Raw genomic sequence first — 16,957 nt, 5'->3', positions numbered from 1 at the left:
TGAGGGACAGCGGGTCAGTGCACTGAGTAGTAGCCATGCATCGAGCATGACGGCTCGGCCAACCGGGTGGAACCCGCTTCCCCGCAGCTGTGGACAACTCGCCCGGATCCGCCCCTTCGCGGCCCGGCCTGTGGACAACTCAGGCGGCGAACCCAGGCTGCCAGCGCTCCACGATGCCGCGTGCCGGGATCTCCGCGTCGAGCTGGCAGAGGATGCCCGTCGAGCCCGCCGTGACCCGGTGGATCATCAGGTACTCGGGCGGCAGGTTGAGCGATCGGCCCACCCGGAAGTCGTTTCCGCGGCTGTCGCCCACCCGCCAGGCCTGCTTCTGCATCCACCGGCGCGTGAAGTGGAACGTCGGCTCGGCCAGCGGCTCGGTGAACGGCGCGAGGTAAGCGAGCACTTCGTCCGCGGTCAGGTCGCTGTCCGGCCGGATGAACCGGTTCTCGCGCAGCAGGCGCATCAGGTCCGCGGACTCGCCGTCCAGGGCCAGCCGCGTCATCTCGCCCAGGTGGTGGGGGATGCCGTCGGGGAGCCGGGCGACGCCGCCGAAGTCGATGACGCACAGCCTTTCGTCGGCCGTGATCATGAAGTTGCCGGGGTGCGGGTCCGAGTGCAGCAGGTGAACGCGTTCGGGCGACGAGTAGTGGAACTCCGCCAGCAGGCGGCCCGCCAGGTTGCGGGTCTCGCGATCGCCGTCCGCGATCACCTTGGACAGCGGTGTGCCGTTCGCCCACTCCGTCACGACGACCTTGGGTGCGCTGGCCACCACCCGCGGCACCAGGATGCCGGGATCGCCGTCGAACGCCTTCGCGAAGGCGCGCTGGTGCTGGGCCTCGGCCTGGTAGTCGAGCTCCTCGTTCATCCGCTCGGCGAGTTCGGCCAGCAGCGGCTTGACCTCGGTGCCGGGGACGAAGGCCTGGAACAGCCGGCTGAAGCGCTGGAGCTGCCGCAGGTCGCTGCGCAGGGCTTCGTCGGCGCCCGGGTACTGCACCTTGACCGCGACCTCGCGGCCGTCGTGCCAGACCGCGCGGTGGACCTGGCCGATGCTCGCGGCCGCGGCCGGCTCGTCGTCGAACGACGCGAACCGGCTGGTCCAGGTGCGGCCCAGCTGCTCGGCGAGCACCCGGTGGGTCTGCCGGACGGACATCGGCGGCGCGGCGGCCTGCAGCTTCGTCAGCGCCTCGCGATACGGCTTCGCCATGTCGTCCGGCACCGCCGCCTCGAACACGCTCAGCGCCTGGCCGAACTTCATCGCCCCGCCCTTGAGCGTGCCGAGCACTTCGAACAGCTGCTCGGCGGCCTTGGCCGAAAGCGTCGCGTTCACCTGTTCCGCGCTCTGGCCCGCGAGCCTCTTGCCCCACCCGCCGACGGCCCGGCCGGCGATGCCGAGCGGGAGGCTGGCGAGCTTGGCGGTGCGGGCAGCACCCTTGCGCGGCATCGCGGTGTCACGATCGCCCGGGTCGCGGAAGTCGGTCACCCTGGCGATTCTGCCTTGCGTTCGCGGGAGCGCGCAGCCTGCTCACGCGGTGTTAGTGGCCTACGTCTCCTGAAGTAGGGGGTCGCGCGCCACAACCGCACTTCGGGTGCGGTGGCCAGCCGCGTCGCCGGATGCGGCCGTCGAAGGCGTCGATCTCGAGTGTCGCGTTCCACACCGGCGGCGCCGGCGCGGCAGGGGTGAGCAGCCGCATGGCCTGGGCGACGGCCAGCGACGCGCAGGCCTGGACCGCGCCGAGGTCGGGCCGCTGGTGCCGGCCGGCGAGCTGCCCCGCCACGCGCGGCCAGCACGGGTCGAGGTCCGTCCGGTGCAGGTCGGCGCAGCGCAGGCACGAGCTGCGGCCCGGCACGACCAGCGGGCCGACGATGCCCGTTCCGTCGCGGACGCGCACCAGCAGGTGCGGTACGCCGTCCGCCATCACCTCGGCGACGGCCTCCGGCGCGGGTACGACGGCGTCGGTGAGCAGGGTCAGGTCCGGGTACCGGTCGTGCAGGCGCGTGACGCGGACCTCGGGGTCGACCCGGTGGAGCAGGTCGGCGAGGGCCTGCCGCCGGGTCCGGCCCAGGTCCGCGCGGGTGAAGCCGGAGCCGAGGTCGTGCTCGGCGACCTTGCCCGACTGCTGGAGCTCGACGTGCCCGATCCCGGCGTTGGCGAGCAGCACGGCTACGGCGACCGCCACCCGGCCGTTGCCGTGCACCGTGACCGCCGCGGCGCGCCTCCGCTCCGTCAGGGCGAGCTGGTGGTGACGGGCTCGTAGCGACCAGAGGCCGGTCTCGCCGCGCAGTCCGGGGCCGTCCGGGCGGCCGGCGTCGGTGACCAGGCCGAGCGCGGTCAGCTGCCGCAGCAGCGTCCTCAGCTGTTCGCGGTGTTCGCTCTCGGCGAGCAAAAGCCGCTCGACGGGCTTGCTCCCGTCGAGCGCGCGTATTCGCGCGGCGAGGTCCGGTGACAGGTTTTCGACGATCACGCCGTGGCGCGGGTCGAGCCCGATCTGGATTTCGCGCGGGCCTCGTTCGAGCACTGTGAGGCCCGGGAGCAGGGCGGGATGGGTGGGCAGGAGGACCGGGGGCATGTTCGCGGTGGAGAGGAGCATGTCCGCAGGATGGCACCCCGGACCGACCGGAAGGCTCGGGAAGGCGCCGGATCGGCCGAGTTGTCCACAAGTGGAGAGGGCTGTGGACAACTCGGGTCTGTGACCTCAAGGCGCTCGGGATTGTCGGTGCCTGGCCTTACCGTTGTCGAGTGGTCGAAGCACGCATGCCCTCGCTGAGAGGCCGGGAGGACACGAACCCCCCGTCGGACACACCGGAACACAAGGTCGAAGTGCGGCGCAGCCAGCGCCGGCACCGGACGGTCACCGCGTATTGGAAGGACGACACGCTCGTCGTGCTCATCCCCGCGCGGATGACCAGGGCGGAGGAGAAGCACTGGGTCGCCGAGATGGAGCGCAAACTGCAGCGCTCGGAACCACGACGGCCGGCGTCCCCGAAGACGTCGGACGAGGTCCTGCTCGCGCGCTGCGCGCTGCTGTCGGGCAAGTACCTGGGCGGTGAGGCAGTGCCGGCGAGCGTCCGCTGGGTGCCGCCGATGCGCACGAGGTGGGCGTCCTGCACGCCGGTCGACGCGACCATCCGGGTCAGCGACCGGCTGCGGAAGGTCCCTCCGTGGGTGCTCGATTACGTGCTGGTGCACGAGCTGGCGCACCTGCGCGAGCCGGGACACGACCCGGCGTTCTGGGCGCTGGTGCGGCGGTACCCGAAGACCGAGCGGGCGATCGGGTACCTGGAGGGGTTGTCGGCGGCCGCCGGGTGGGGGATTTCCCTCGAGGATTGAGCGGTGAGGTGGGCGGGGTGACCTGCGGGTTGCGTGGGTCGCCCCGGTTGCTTCGGGGCGCTGGGAGGCGCGGGAGGGGGCGAGTGGGGTGATGGGTTGCGGCTGAGGCCAGGACCGGGCTGTGGGCCCTTTGGTGGCGGCGCTGGGCCTGTGGTGGCCGGAGAGGTGCAGGCCGGGCGAGGGTGCTGAGTTGCGTGGGCGGGGCCGGGTGGAGACGGCGCCTGGCAGGACGCGGGGTGGGTGAGGGGCTGGCCAGGGCCTGGATGGGTGACCCGGCGATCGCCGGGACGGTGACGGGTGGCGCCCCGGGGCGCTGGCCTGCGGCGGTGCTGGCCGGCGGAGGGTGCTGACCTGCCGCGGTGCTGCGTGGCGGAGGGCGCTGAGCGGCAGAGGTGTCGGCGGAGGGTGCTGACTTGCCGTGGTGCTGCGTGGCGGAGGGCGCTGAGCGGCAGAGGTGTCGGCGGAGGGTGCTGACTTGCCGTGGTGCTGCGTGGCGGAGGGCGCTGAGCGGCAGAGGTGTCGGCGGAGGGTGCTGACTTGCCGTGGTGCTGCGTGGCGGAGGGCGCTGAGCGGCAGAGGTGTCGGCGGAGGGTGCTGACTTGCCGTGGTGCTGCGTGGCGGAGGGCGCTGAGCGGCAGAGGTGTCGGCGGAGGGTGCTGACTTGCCGTGGTGCTGCCTGGCGGAGGGCGCTGAGCGGCAGAGGTGTCGGCGGAGGGCGCTGACTTGCCGTGGTGCTGCCCGGCGGAGGGCGCGAACGGCAGAGGGCCGATGACCCGCTGCGCAGGTCACCGGCCCTCTGGACCACGGCTCAAGGCGGCCGCGCCGCTGAACTTCAGCTCCGGGCGGTCGGCTGTCGTCGACTCAGCTTGGGCGACTGGCCGCACTGCGACCACGGCTCTCAGGCCGATGGTCGCAGCCGGCTCAGGTCAGGACGGCTGGTCGCCCTTGTCGGTGTCGGTGCCCTTGTCCTTGTCCGCCCCGGAGTCGGCGCCGGACTCGGATGACGGTGGGTTCTCCCGCTCCCGCTCCGCTCGCTCCGTCCGCTCCAGCTCGGCGATCGGGTCCAGGTCGTCGAGCGAGCCGCTCTCGCCGACGCGGTCGGCGAAGTCGATCGGCTCGTCCAGGTCCTCCGCCGTCGGCATCAGGTCCGGGTGGGACCAGAGGCCGTCGCGCTTCTCCGTGCCGTGGCGGTCGCCTACCAGGCTCCACAGGTTGGATGCGTCCCTCATGCGCCGGGGGCGCAGTTCCAGGCCGACCAGTGTGGCGAACGTCTGCTCGGCCGGGCCGCCCGTCGCGCGGCGGCGGCGCAGGGTCTCGCGCAGCGCGTCAGCGCCTGGGAGGCGGTCGCCGACCGCTTCGGCCACCACCACGTCCACCCAGCCTTCGACCAGGGCGAGGAGGGTCTCGAGGCGCCTCAGCGCCGCCTTCTGCTCGTCCGTGGTCTGGGGCTCCAGGAGACCCGAAGACATGGCCTCTTCGATGCTCGCCGGGTTCGACGGGTCGATGCGGCCGGCCAGGGACTCCAGGGCGGAGGTGTCGACCGTGATGCCGTGGGCGAACTCCTCGACCGTGGCCAGCAGGCGCTGGCGCAGCCACGGCACGTGCGTGAACAGGCGCTGGTGCGCGGCCTCGCGCGCGGCCAGGAACACCAGGATCTCGCTGTTCGGCAGCTCCAGGCCGTCGGCGAACTTCTCGATGTTCGCGGGCAGCAGGGCCGATGTCCCGGCGGGGGCCAGCGGGAGGCCGATCTCGGACGAGGTCAGCATCTCCGACGCCAGCTGGGCCAGCGCGTTGCCGAGCTGGGAGCCGAACGCCATGCCGCCCATCTGGCCCATCATCTGCAGCAGCGGGCCGGCCGCCTGCTTGGCTTCCTCCGGCAGCGCCTGCATCCACGCGCCCGAGATCTGCTGGGCCACCGGGTCGCAGAGGCGCTGCCACGTCGGGAGCGTCTTCTCCACCCAGGTGCGCGGGGACCAGGCGACCGTGGACGTCGCGCCGGCCGGGAACACCGTGGCCGCGTCGAGCCACAGTTCGGCCAGGTGGGCGGCGTCGCGGACCGCGGCGTTCGCGTCGTCGCCGCCGCTGAAGCCGAGGCGGCTTTCGCCGGTGTTGCCGGCGCTGCCCAGTGTCTGGAGGGCGATCTGCTTGGCGAGGTCGTAGTTCACCGGCCCGCTGGACGTACCGGCCTGGCTGAGCATCTGGCCCAGCTGGCTCAGCATCTGCCCGAGCTGGTTGAAGGCCTCGGCACCCGAGGGCTCCGAGGGGTCGTTCTCACCTCGTTTGTCGGGATCGGACGGTCCGAAGCCGAACGGGGGTTTGCTCATGTGTCCACCGTACGCGGGTCGGCGGCCGTCGAGGGCGTCAACCGGACCCATGTGCGTGGCCTTCACCGAGAAGCGAACACGGTCACCGTACGCTGTCGGGCGTGACCAAGTCCTCCGAGCAGACCGCCCCCGCGAAGAGCGCGCCGGAACCGGCCGCGGAACCCGCCGGCGAGGCCCGGCGGATGACCCGCCGCGGCTGGACTCTCGTGGTCAGCGGCTCGCTGTTCCTGATCTTCGTGGTGCTCGGCTCGGTCGTGCCCGTGCCGTTCGTCGCGATCAGCCCCGGGCCGACCTACGACACGCTGGGTCGCGACGCCGCGGGCAACCCGGTCATCCAGGTCACCGGTCACGACACCTTCCAGACCACCGGCGAACTGCGGATGACGACCGTCTCGCTGCACGACGGCGTCACCCTCTTCCAGGGCCTCGGCTTCTGGGCCAGCGGCCGCTACGCGCTCGCGCCGCGCGAGGAGTACTTCAAGCCCGGCGAGACGAACGAGCAGGTCAAGCAGGAGAACATCCAGCAGCTGCAGGACTCGCAGACGAACGCGCAGGTCGCCGCGCTGCGCAAGCTCGGCTACCCGATCAAGGTGCTGGCCAAGCAGATCGTCTCCGGCAGCCCCGCCGACCACGTGCTCTCGCCCGGCGACAAGCTGATCACCGTCAACGGCAAGAAGGTCGTCGAGGCCGCCGACGTGCGGGCCGCGCTGGCCGGCACGCTGCCCGGCCAGACCGTCCAGATCACCTTCCAGTCCGACGGCCAGCCCGAGCGGACCGTGCCGCTCACGCTCGCCTCGCGCCCGGACCGCAAGGAAGGCTTCATCGGCCTCACCGCGGTCGACCGCGCCGACGCGCCCTTCACCGTCAACATCTCCCTGCAGGACGTCGGCGGTCCGTCGGCGGGCCTGATGTTCACGCTCGCGATCATCGACCGGCTGCAGCCCGGCGACCTGGCCGGCGGGCGGCACATCGCCGGCACCGGCGAAATCACCGAGACCGGTGAGGTCGACCCGATCGGGGGGATCTCGTTCAAGGTCGTCGGCGCGCGCGAGGCCGGCGCGACCGACTTCCTGGTGCCCGAGCACAACTGCGCCGAGGCCAGGACCAACGCGCCCGCCGGGCTCAACCTCATCAAGGTGTCCACACTGGACGACGCGCTCACCCAGCTCGGCAACCTGAAGGCGGGCCGCCCGACGGCCGCCTGCTAGGGGAGCAGCGTCGCCTTGAGGGCTTCGAGGAGGTTCGGCGCCAGGTCCGGGCTTTCGACGATCTCGTCGACCGGCTCTTCCGCGCCGACCCCGCGCAGCCGCATCACGCAGGCGCCTTCGCCGTCGCGCACGACCGCGGCCACCAGGCGGGCCTCCGTCCGCTGCGGGTGGTCGGCGGCCGCGCGGCGCAGGCTCTCCGCGTCCGCCTCGGCGACGTCCGGCAGCTCCGACTCCGAGCCCGGCGGCAGCACGATGATCTCCTGCGCCAGCGCGCAGCCGATCACCAGATCGGGCCACGCGATCCGGCCCAGCGCCTCGGCGAGGTCGCCCTCGGGCAGCGCCTCCTGCGCCACCGGCGTCAGCGGGTTCGCCCGGTCCAGCTGCCCGGCCAGCTCCGGCTGCTCGTCCAGCAGCGCCGCGGTCGGCACCAGCGCGAACAGCTGCGGCGGCTGGTCCCAGCCCCCCGCGGCCATGAACTCCTCGATCTCACGGGCGAGCGCGGCCACGCCGGCCTGTCGCGCTTCGTCTGCTGCCATGCGCACATCGTGTCAGGCCGGTCGGCGCGTGATTGCCGCGAGTCCGGTTTGGGCGGGTCCCGGGAACTTCACCGGGCATCCGTAGAGTTAGGGAATCAGGGGGCGCACGCGCCCCTGCTCAAGTGTTGACGAAGACAGGAGCGTGTGCCGTGGCGACTCGGCCCCCGGTGAGCCTGCCGAAGCTGTCCCGGCGGAGCCGGATCCTCCTCATCATCGCCGCGGTGATCGTGCTGGCGCTGTTGCTCGGGGCCCGCCTCCTCGACACGTACGTCGATTGGCTGTGGTTCGGCGAAGTCGGCGCCCGGTCGGTGTTCACCACCCAGGTGGTGACCCGGGTGATCCTGTTCTTCGCGGTCGGGCTGCTCGTCGGCGGGGCCCTCGCGGTCAGCCTGATGATCGCCTACCGGACCCGCCCGGTGTTCGTCCCGATCTCCGGCGCCGACGACCCGCTCGCGCGCTACCGCTCGGCGATCGTCGCCCGCATCCGCCTCTTCGGCATCGGCATCCCGGTGCTGACCGGCCTGATCGCCGGGTTGTCCGCCCAGGGCGACTGGCAGGTCGTGCAGCTGTTCCTCAACGGCACCTCCTTCGGCCAGGCCGACCCCGAGTTCGGCAACGACGTCGGCTTCTACGCCTTCGACCTCCCGTTCTACAACTGGCTGCTCGGCTGGCTGTTCATCACGGTCGTCATCTCCTTCTTCGGCGCGCTGATCTCGCACTACGTCTTCGGCGGCATCCGGCTCGCCGGCAAGGGCGGGCAGCTCGCCGGCCCGACCCGCGCGCAGCTCGCCATCACCGTCGGCCTGTTCGTCCTGCTGAAGGCGGCCGAGTACTTCTTCGACCGCTACAACCTGCTGCTGTCCGACCGCGGCGCGCCGCTGTTCATCGGGGCCACCTACACCGACCTGAACGCGGTCCTGCCCGCGAAGCTGATCCTGCTGTGCATCTCGGTGATCTGCGCGGTCGCGTTCTTCGCCGGCGCCTTCCTGCGCAACCTGCAGCTCCCGGCCATCGCGCTCGTGCTGCTCATCCTGTCCAGCATCCTCGTCGGCGTCGCGTGGCCCGCGATCCTCGACCAGTTCTCGGTCAAGCCGAACGCGAACGAGAAGGAAGCGACGTCCATCCAGCGCAACATGGACGCCACCCGCCGCGCGTACGGCCTCACCGACGTGCAGTACCAGCAGTACAACGGCGCTTCGACCGCCACGCAGGAGCAGCTGAAGTCCGACAGCGGGACGATGTCGAACATCCGGCTGCTCGACCCGAACATCCTGTCCGACACCTTCACCCAGCGCGTCGGCCGCGAGAACTTCTACGGCTTCCCGGCGAAGCTCGACATCGACCGCTACACCGTCGGCGGCGTGACGCAGGACTACATCGTCGCGGCCAAGGAGATCAAGACCGAGGGCCTGACCGGCAACCAGACGAGCTGGATCAACAAGCACCTCGTCTACACCCACGGCAACGGGTTCGTCGCCGCGCCGGCCAACACGATCGACCGCGCGGTCAAGGACGCCAACTCCGACGGCGGCTACCCGATCGCCACCACCAGCGACACGCAGAACCCGGCGGGCGCCGGCTCGCCGGCCTCGGGCCAGCCCGGCATCGAGGTCAAGGAACCCCGCATCTACTACGGCGAGCTGTCCGCCGCGGAGTCCGACTACGCCATCGTCGGCGGCACGACCGGCAACGCGCCCGGCGAGTACGACACCGCCACCGACCGCTACACCTACAAGGGCACCGGCGGCGTCTCGGTCGACAACTGGTTCAACCGCCTCGCCTTCGCCGCCGAATACGGCGAACGGAACATCCTGTTCTCCGACGCCATCGGCGACAACTCGAAGATCATGTACAACCGCGACCCGCGCGACCGCGTCAGCAAAGTCGCGCCGTGGCTGACCCTCGACGGCGACCCGTACCCGGCCGTCGTGGACGGCAAGATCCAGTGGATCATCGACGGCTACACCACGCTCAACAACTTCCCGTACGCCCAGCAGACGCAGCTGGGCGCGGCCACGAACGACTCCCTCAACGGCGTCGCGCGCCAGGCCAACAGCTCGATCAACTACATCCGCAACTCCGTCAAGGCGACCGTCGACGCCTTCAACGGCACGGTCACGCTGTACTCGATCGACGACAAGGAACCGGTCCTCAACGCCTGGGAGAAGGTCTTCCCCGGTCTGGTGAAGCCCAGCTCCGAAATTTCGCCGGACCTGCGCGCGCACTTCCGCTACCCCGAGGACCTCTTCAAGATCCAGCGTGAGCTGCTGTCGCGCTACCACGTCAGCAACCCGCAGGAGTTCTACTCGCAGCAGGCGTTCTGGAGCGTCCCGCAGGACCCGACGGCGGAAGGCGGCGCCAACCCGGCCGCGGCCGGCGCGGCCAACCAGCCCGGTTACTACGTCCTCGCGGACACCCCGGGCCAGTCCAAGCCGACGTTCCAGCTGACGAGCTCGCTCACCGGTCTGCAGCGGCAGTACCTGGCGTCGTGGATGTCGGTGTCGTCCGACGCGAACGACTACGGGAAGATCCGCGTCCTCCAGCTACCCAGCGCGGCGACCGGCGCGACGCAGGTCGACGGTCCGGTCCAGGTGCAGAACCGCTTCCAGAGCGATCCACGGGTGGCGCAGGACCGGACGTTGTTCAACAACCCCAACGTCATCCCGATCTACGGCAACCTGATCACGCTCCCGGTCGCGGACGGCTTCCTCTACGTCGAACCCGTCTACATCCGGCAGCGCAACCAGAACAGCTACCCGCAGCTCGCCCGCGTCCTCGTCTCGTACGGGCCGAAGGTCGGCTACGGCGCGACGCTGCAGGAAGCCCTCGACCAGGTCTTCGGGGCCGGCACCGGCGAAGCCACCACCACGCCGCCGCAGGCCGGGCAGCCCACGACCACGCCGCCGACCACCCCGTCCACGACACCGACGACCCCGCCCGGCAACGGCAGCGGGAACGCGGCCCTGGACAAGGCGGTCACCGACATCCAGGCGGCGATCGCGAAGCTGAAGGCGGCTCAGCAGTCGGGCAACTTCGCCGACCAGGGTGCGGCGCTCGCGGCGCTCGACGCCGCCGCTAGGGAGTACGAAGCGGCCAAGCCGGCGGCACCGAGTTCGAGCGCTCCGCCGCCCAGCACGCAGCCTGGTGGGTGACCTCAGTTACCTAAGTGGCACCTGCTTTGCACCTCCCGGAAACCGTGGCGTAGAGTAGGTCTCACGACGCGGGGTGGAGCAGCTCGGTAGCTCGCTGGGCTCATAACCCAGAGGTCGCAGGTTCAAATCCTGTCCCCGCTACGGATGTAGGAGGCGCATGCTCGCGAAAAACGCGAGCGTGCGCCTCCTTCGCATTTCCCCCGGGGGTCGGACCCCCGGACCCCCGCCAGGGGGGCTTCGCCGCCCCTGGACCCCCCGGTGGGGGTTGAGTCACGCGAGCCGGGTTGCTGTGGATTCCCTGAGTCAGTCGGCCGCGGAACCCGTCGTCGAGGCGACGTAACCGTCCGGGCGGACCAGTACCTGCGTCAGGTCGGGCCACGGCAGCTCTGGCACCTGCGCTACGACTACCTCCGGATGCGGGGCCTCCGCCGGGGTTTTCGTCAGCAGGACGAACCTTCCACTGTGGAACAAGTCGCTCGCGAAGCCGTTGCCCAGTGGGAAATCCGGGAGCCGCGCACCTGCCGCCGGGTGGGATTCCCGCGATGCGTAAGCGATGTCGAGTCCCGACACCATGCCCGACAGCTTGTGCTGGACCTCCGGGAGCGCCGCCAGGTCGCGGAACAACGCTCGCAGTGCCAGCTGGTCCGGCGTCACGGGGATCAGCGCGTTCTGAGCCGCCACGTTCTGCAGCACCCCCGAAGCCACCGCGCGACGCTCCGCCTCGTACGAATCCAGCAGACCGGCCGGGGCCCGGCCGCGCACCTCCGCCGCCAGCTTCCAGCCCAGGTTCATCGCGTCCTGAACCCCCAGGTTGAGGCCCTGGCCGCCGGCCGGGAAATGGATGTGCGCGGCGTCGCCGGCCAGCAGGACCCGGCCCACCCGGTACTTCTCCGCCAGGCGACTGTCGTCCGAGAACCGGGACACCCAGCGGATCTGCGCGATCTCCGCCTCCTCGCCGAAGCGTTCGCGGACCGCCGCGCGGACCTCCTCCTCCGGCACCTGCGCGCGCAGGTCTTCCGGACGATGCAGGCGGTCGCCGTAGCTCAGGCGGTACAGGTTCGGCTCGCCCAGCGGGATCAGGCCGACGAACTTGCCGGGACTGAGCGACGTCACCATGTTCCCCATCGACCGCCACTCCGTCGGCGCGCCCGGCGGGGTCGTGCGGAACAAGACGTCCGCCGAGACGCCGTGGCCGTGGCCTTCGATCCCTTCGAACGGCAGGCCCAGGGCTTTGCGCACCGCGCTGCGGCCGCCGTCGCAGCCCACCAGGTACGCCGCGCGCACCCGGAGGTCGCCGGCTGTGACAGTCACGCCGGAAGCGTCCTGTTCGAAGCCGGTCAGCTCGTGGCCGCGGAGCACCTTCACGCCCTGCTCGGCCAGCCGCCCCTCCAGCGCCGCCTCGACCTGCGCCTGCGGGATACCGACCTGGTACGGGTGGCGGGTGTCCCAGCCGGTGTAGCCCACCGGGATCACCGCGAAGTGTCCGTCCGCGACTGTCGCGAACGACCGCTGCTCCGCCCGGCCCAGCAGGCCGCGCAGATCCAGGACCTCCGCCGTGCGCGGCTGCAGGTTCAACGCCTTCGACAGGCCCGTCCGCTCGTGCGCCCGCTCGAGCACGCAGGTGTCCACTCCGGCCAGTGCCAGCTCGTTCGCCAGCATCAGCCCGGTCGGGCCCGCTCCGGCGACGACCACCTCCGCGGTCAGCTCGTCCATCCCCAGCTCCTTAACAACGTTAAATTGACCTGACCCGAGGATGCCCTTAACATCGTTAAACTGTCAAGCCGGGTACCCGAGGAGAATCAAGAACATGGCCCTGACCAGGCAGGACATCGCGCGTTCGGGCCTGAAGCTGCTCAACGAGGTCGGCCTCAACGGGCTCACGCTGCGGCTGATCGCCGCCGACCTCGGCGTCAAGGCGCCGGCGCTCTACTGGCACCTCAAGAGCAAGCAGGAATTGCTCGACGAGATGGCGACGCGGATGTACGTCGACTCGGCGGCCGACCGGCAGCCGCCGGAGTCGATGGGGGAGTGGGAAGCGGTCGCGTACCGGGCGCGGACGCTGCGTCGGATGATGCTGGCCTTCCGTGACGGCGGGAAGGTCTTCGCCGGCACCTTCCTCGGCGACACCGGCCTGATCGAGCGGAGTCCGCTCGGGGCGAGCATCGACGCCGGACTGGATGAGCGGCGAGCCGGTCAGGCGCTGTTCACCGTCTACAGCTACGTCGTCGGGTTCACCATCGAAGAGCAGGCCGTCTACCCGAAACCGGGCGAGCTGGACGAGCGCTACCGCAGCGCGGAGGCCGGGGACCTGCTCGCCGACGTCGACGCGCGCTTCGAGGACGGGCTGGCCATGGTCCTCAGTGGAGCACGGCGATGGCTCGGAGTGGAGTAACGCCTGGTCAGCCGGTTGGACGACCCCGGTGTAAACCCCCTGGCGACCCCGTGTAATCTATTCGAGTACCACAACGGCGCGGGGTGGAGCAGCTCGGTAGCTCGCTGGGCTCATAACCCAGAGGTCGCAGGTTCAAATCCTGTCCCCGCTACAGCGGTCAGAGGCCTGTGTTCGCAGAAAACGCGAACACAGGCCTCTTTCGCATTGTATTGGGGGTCGAACCCCCAAACCCCCGCCAAGAGGGCTCCGCCCCCTTGGATTCCCCGCCGTGGTCCATTTCTTCTGCGGAATCCGTGAATCGGGTTGCGCGGCGGGGTGGTTGCGGTGCGTGTCCGGCGGCCGCCAAGCCGGGGAAAAGCGCTCGCTGGACTCACCTGCCTGGACGCGCCGCGGCCGTTCGCGTGCGGCTGGTTGGACCAAGGAACCGCGGCAATGGTTGCGCTGCGTGTCCGCGGTCCACAGTGGACCTGGTCGCATTGGGCCGAACGAGGGGATCTCACTAGCCACAATGGACAGATCTGCTGACCACTGTGGACACAGCGGCCGATAAGTGGGAATGTAGGGGACGTGTCCGAATTGAATGCAACAGCCGCCGCCCTGCTCGGTCTGCTCCACGACGGTCCCGCCACCGGCGGGCAGCTCGTCGCGGGAGCGGGTGAGCGATTCGGCGCCTTCTTCAGCGTCACCCGCAGCCAGGTGTACCGGGAGCTCCCGGCGCTGTCCAAGGAAGGTCTCGTCCGGCTCGGCAAGCAGGGCCCGCGCTCCAGCCAGCAGTACCTGATCACCGCCGCCGGCAAGAAGGCCTTCAAGGCCTGGCTGACGTCCGAGGCGGGTCCCGACCACCTGCGCAGCCCGCTCATCCTGCGGCTCGTGCACGCGGGGTCGCTGACCGCGAAGCAGCGCCAGGCGCTGCTGGACGCCGCCCGGGCCAGCTACGGCCAGCAGCTCGACGACGCGAAGGCGGCCACCAAGGCGGCCGACGGGCCGTACGAGAAGGCGGTCGGCGAGTTCGCCCAGGCTCAGGCCAAGGCCGCGCTGAAGCTGCTCGACGCCATCCCCGCGGCCTGAGGTTCGCGCGCCCACGACCGGTCCTCGCAACCGGTCGTGGGTTTTGCCGTAACCTTGACAAACGTGAGTGATGAGTTCGACGCGGCACTGAAGGACCTGACCGGCAAGCTGACGCAGATCGAGTCGGTGATGGACCTGGATGCGCTGCGTGCCCAGGTGGCCGACCTGGAGGAACAGGCCTCGAGCCCGACGCTCTGGGACGACCCGGAGGCGGCGCAGAAGGTCACCAGCCAGCTGTCCCACCGGCAGGGCGAGCTGCGCCGGGTCTCCGACCTGCGCCAGCGGCTCGACGACCTGGGTGTGCTGTACGAGCTCGCCGAGGCCGAGGGCGACGCCGGCAGCATGGGCGAGGCCGAGACCGAGCTGGCCGACCTCGGCAAGTCCATCGACGGCCTCGAGGTCCGCACGCTGCTCTCGGGCGAGTACGACGACCGCAACGCCGTCGTCACCATCCGCTCCGAGGCCGGCGGCGTCGACGCGGCCGACTTCGCCGAGATGCTGCTGCGCATGTACCTGCGCTGGGCGGAGCGCCACAACTACCCGACCGACGTCTACGACATCTCCTACGCCGAAGAGGCGGGGATCAAGTCGGCCACGTTCAAGGTGAGCGCCCCCTACGTCTACGGCACCCTCTCGGTCGAGCAGGGCACCCACCGGCTCGTCCGGATCTCGCCGTTCGACAACCAGAGCCGCCGCCAGACGTCGTTCGCGCACGTCGAGGTGCTGCCGGAGGTCGAAGAGGTCGACCACGTCGACATCCCGGAGAAGGACATCCGCGTCGACGTCTACCGCTCGTCCGGCCCCGGCGGCCAGAGCGTCAACACGACCGACTCCGCGGTGCGCATCACGCACATCCCGACGAACATCGTCGTCTCCTGCCAGAACGAGAAGTCGCAGCTGCAGAACAAGGCGGCCGCGATGAAGGTCCTCCAGTCGCGGCTGCTGCAGCGCAAGAAGGAAGAAGAGCGCAAGGAGATGGACGCGCTCAAGGACGGCGGCTCCAGCTGGGGCAACCAGATGCGCTCCTACGTGCTGCACCCGTACCAGATGGTCAAGGACCTGCGGACCGAGTTCGAGGTCGGCAACCCGACCGCGGTGCTCGACGGCGACATCGACGGCTTCCTCGACGCCGGCATCCGCTGGCGGAAGCAGACGGCCGCCGTCTGACCGGTGCGGCGGGTGTTCGCGCGACCGCTCACCGTGCGCGAACGCCCGTTGCTCCACCCGGGTGGACCGGGCAACCGGGGCTTCACGAGACCGGTGGGTAGTATGCCGAATCGTGATCCGGCTCGAAGAGGTTTCCAAGGTCTACAAGACCTCGACGCGGCCCGCGCTCGAGCGGGTGTCCGTCGACATCGAAAAGGGTGAGTTCGTCTTCCTCATCGGTCCTTCGGGATCGGGGAAGTCGACCTTCCTCCGGCTGCTGCTGCGCGAAGAGACGCCGAGCAAGGGCCGCGTGATGGTGTCCAACTTCGACGTCGCCAAGCTGGCCCGCCGCCGGGTCCCCCGCCTGCGGCAGACCATCGGCTGCGTGTTCCAGGACTTCCGTCTGCTGGCCAACAAGACCGTCGCGGAGAACGTCGCGTTCGCGCTCGAAGTCATCGGCAAGCCCGGCCCGACCATCAAGAAGGTCGTCCCCGAGGTGCTCGAACTCGTCGGGCTCGACGGCAAGGCCGACCGGCTGCCCAACGAGCTCTCCGGTGGTGAGCAGCAGCGCGTCGCGATCGCGCGCGCGTTCGTCAACCGGCCGCTGGTGCTGCTCGCCGACGAACCGACCGGGAACCTGGACCCCGACACCAGCCAGGACATCATGCTGCTGCTGGAGCGGATCAACCGCACCGGCACGACCGTCCTGATGGCGACCCACGATCACTCCATCGTGGACTCCATGCGGCGCCGAGTCGTCGAGCTGCAGCTCGGCCGGGTGATCCGCGACGACGCCCGTGGCGTTTACGGCATCGGTCGCTGAGACCCGCCAACCCCGCACCGACCCCGACCCCAAGGACCTGCACCCGCCATGCGCGCCAGTTTCGTCTTCAGTGAGGTAGTCACCGGCCTGCGCCGGAACGTCACGATGACCATCGCGATGATGCTGACCACGGCCGTGTCGCTCGCCATGCTCGGCGGCGGCCTGCTGGCCGTGCGCACGATCGACAAGATGAAGTCCAACTTCCTCGCCGACGTCGAGGTTTCGGTCTACCTCACCGACGACATCAGCGCGACGGACAAGAACTGCACCCAGGCGCTGTGCCAGTCGCTGCGTTCGGACCTGCAGAGCAACAACGGCGTCGAGTCGGTCGTGTTCGAGAACCGCGACCAGGCCTACGACCGGTTCAAGAAGATCTTCGAGAGCCAGCCGGAGCTGATCGCGCTCACCGGTCCCGAGTCGCTGCCCGCGTCGCTGCACGTGAAGCTGAAGGACCCGGACCGCAGTGAATCGATCGTCTCGGAGTACGCCACCAAGCCGGGCGTGCGGAAGGTCGACGACCAGAAGAAGTTCCTCGACCGCGTGTTCAACGCCTTCAACGGCGTCCGGAACATGGCGTTCGGGGCCGCGCTCATCATGGCCATCGCGGCGCTGCTCCTGATCGCCAACACGATCCAGGTGTCGGCGTTCACCCGGCGCACCGAGGTCGGCATCATGCGGCTGGTGGGCGCGACGCGGTGGTACACGCAGCTACCGTTCCTCCTGGAGGCGGTGGTCGCCGGCGCGGTCGGTGCGATCCTCGGGATCATCATGCTGATCATCACGAAGGCCGGCTTCCTCGATTCGGTGTTCACCGGGGACGTGTTCCCGAAGATCACCATGCTGGAGCTGCTGTTCCCGGTCGCGCCGATCCTGCTGGCGGTGTCCGTGGTGATCTCCGCCATCACCGGTTACGTCACGCTGCGGCTCTACGTCCGGCACTAGTTTTATCCAGCTGCTTGTCGCTTCGGGAATCACGTAGA

General features: G+C 70.0%; 13 protein-coding genes and 2 tRNA genes. 10 read left to right on the top strand and 5 right to left on the bottom strand.

Features of this window, described 5'->3' with window-relative positions; all coding sequences use genetic code 11:
• Positions 1-139 precede the first annotated feature (139 nt).
• A complete protein-coding gene (locus SD460_RS44020; protein ID WP_318307673.1) occupies positions 140-1,480 on the bottom strand; it encodes an ABC1 kinase family protein in 1,341 nt (446 codons plus the stop codon).
• 52 nt (positions 1,481-1,532) lie between these two features.
• Positions 1,533-2,588 (bottom strand): ThiF family adenylyltransferase, encoded by a 1,056-nt coding sequence (locus tag SD460_RS44015; RefSeq protein WP_290053353.1) that lies wholly within the window; start codon positions 2,586-2,588, stop codon positions 1,533-1,535.
• A 230-nt stretch (positions 2,589-2,818) separates the two neighbouring features.
• On the opposite strand from SD460_RS44015, the gene SD460_RS44010 reads away from it, so the two are divergent.
• On the top strand, positions 2,819-3,328 hold the full coding sequence (locus SD460_RS44010) for a M48 metallopeptidase family protein (protein WP_290053393.1): 510 nt from the start codon (positions 2,819-2,821) through the stop codon (positions 3,326-3,328).
• Between the two features lie 926 nt (positions 3,329-4,254).
• On the opposite strand, the gene SD460_RS44005 is transcribed toward SD460_RS44010, so the two are convergent.
• Positions 4,255-5,652, bottom strand: coding sequence for a zinc-dependent metalloprotease (locus tag SD460_RS44005; protein ID WP_290053350.1), 1,398 nt, complete (start codon positions 5,650-5,652; stop codon positions 4,255-4,257).
• Between the two features lie 182 nt (positions 5,653-5,834).
• Between SD460_RS44005 and SD460_RS44000 the strand changes: the two genes are divergently transcribed.
• On the top strand, positions 5,835-6,860 hold the full coding sequence (locus tag SD460_RS44000; RefSeq protein WP_290053390.1) for a YlbL family protein: 1,026 nt from the start codon (positions 5,835-5,837) through the stop codon (positions 6,858-6,860).
• Here SD460_RS44000 and SD460_RS43995 read toward each other — a convergent pair.
• Positions 6,857-7,396: a PPA1309 family protein gene (locus SD460_RS43995; RefSeq protein ID WP_290053348.1), complete on the bottom strand. Its 540-nt coding sequence runs from the start codon at positions 7,394-7,396 to the stop codon at positions 6,857-6,859. The two genes, SD460_RS44000 and SD460_RS43995, sit on opposite strands and share 4 nt — an antisense overlap.
• 149 nt (positions 7,397-7,545) lie before the next feature.
• On the opposite strand from SD460_RS43995, the gene SD460_RS43990 reads away from it, so the two are divergent.
• Complete coding sequence (locus tag SD460_RS43990; protein WP_290053346.1) at positions 7,546-10,548, top strand: UPF0182 family protein; 3,003 nt, start codon at positions 7,546-7,548, stop codon at positions 10,546-10,548.
• A gap of 67 nt (positions 10,549-10,615) precedes the next feature.
• Positions 10,616-10,689, top strand: a tRNA-Met gene (locus SD460_RS43985).
• Between the two features lie 162 nt (positions 10,690-10,851).
• Here SD460_RS43985 and SD460_RS43980 read toward each other — a convergent pair.
• Positions 10,852-12,261 carry an FAD-dependent monooxygenase gene (locus SD460_RS43980; protein WP_318307671.1) on the bottom strand — a complete coding sequence of 470 codons (1,410 nt, stop codon included), beginning with the start codon at positions 12,259-12,261 and terminating at the stop codon, positions 10,852-10,854.
• A 94-nt stretch (positions 12,262-12,355) separates the two neighbouring features.
• On the opposite strand from SD460_RS43980, the gene SD460_RS43975 reads away from it, so the two are divergent.
• From SD460_RS43975 to ftsX, 6 genes are all read left to right on the top strand, one after another.
• Positions 12,356-12,940, top strand: a complete 585-nt coding sequence (locus tag SD460_RS43975) for a TetR/AcrR family transcriptional regulator C-terminal domain-containing protein (RefSeq protein WP_290058079.1) — start codon at positions 12,356-12,358, stop codon at positions 12,938-12,940.
• Between the two features lie 77 nt (positions 12,941-13,017).
• A tRNA-Met gene (locus SD460_RS43970) sits at positions 13,018-13,091 on the top strand.
• 416 nt (positions 13,092-13,507) lie between these two features.
• Positions 13,508-14,008, top strand: a complete 501-nt coding sequence (locus SD460_RS43965; RefSeq protein WP_290053343.1) for a PadR family transcriptional regulator — start codon at positions 13,508-13,510, stop codon at positions 14,006-14,008.
• Positions 14,009-14,071: 63 nt separating this feature from the next.
• Positions 14,072-15,175 (top strand): peptide chain release factor 2, encoded by a 1,104-nt coding sequence (gene prfB, locus SD460_RS43960; RefSeq protein WP_290053341.1) that lies wholly within the window; start codon positions 14,072-14,074, stop codon positions 15,173-15,175.
• Positions 15,176-15,287: 112 nt separating this feature from the next.
• The gene (ftsE, locus tag SD460_RS43955) at positions 15,288-15,977 is read left to right on the top strand and encodes a cell division ATP-binding protein FtsE (protein ID WP_003082104.1); all 690 of its coding nucleotides are present in this window, start codon (positions 15,288-15,290) and stop codon (positions 15,975-15,977) included.
• Between the two features lie 48 nt (positions 15,978-16,025).
• Positions 16,026-16,919, top strand: a complete 894-nt coding sequence (gene ftsX / locus SD460_RS43950; RefSeq protein ID WP_290053336.1) for a permease-like cell division protein FtsX — start codon at positions 16,026-16,028, stop codon at positions 16,917-16,919.
• Positions 16,920-16,957: the final 38 nt, after the last annotated feature.

This window comes from Amycolatopsis solani (genome assembly GCF_033441515.1).
Lineage (GTDB): Bacteria > Actinomycetota > Actinomycetes > Mycobacteriales > Pseudonocardiaceae > Amycolatopsis > Amycolatopsis solani.
The sequence above is the reverse complement of the archived record's forward strand: the minus strand, read 5'-3'. Positions and strand labels throughout refer to the sequence as shown.

Excerpts from the sequence above, each read along its gene's own strand:
- SD460_RS44015 (WP_290053353.1), bottom strand. The coding sequence starts at position 2,588 with ATGCTCCTCTCCACCGCGAACATGCCCCCGGTCCTCCTGCCCACCCAT.
- SD460_RS44005 (WP_290053350.1), bottom strand. The coding sequence starts at position 5,652 with ATGAGCAAACCCCCGTTCGGCTTCGGACCGTCCGATCCCGACAAACGA.
- SD460_RS44000 (WP_290053390.1), top strand. The coding sequence starts at position 5,835 with ATGACCCGCCGCGGCTGGACTCTCGTGGTCAGCGGCTCGCTGTTCCTG.
- SD460_RS43995 (WP_290053348.1), bottom strand. The coding sequence starts at position 7,396 with ATGGCAGCAGACGAAGCGCGACAGGCCGGCGTGGCCGCGCTCGCCCGT.
- SD460_RS43980 (WP_318307671.1), bottom strand. The coding sequence starts at position 12,261 with ATGGACGAGCTGACCGCGGAGGTGGTCGTCGCCGGAGCGGGCCCGACC.
- SD460_RS43975 (WP_290058079.1), top strand. The coding sequence starts at position 12,356 with ATGGCCCTGACCAGGCAGGACATCGCGCGTTCGGGCCTGAAGCTGCTC.
- ftsX (WP_290053336.1), top strand. The coding sequence starts at position 16,026 with ATGCGCGCCAGTTTCGTCTTCAGTGAGGTAGTCACCGGCCTGCGCCGG.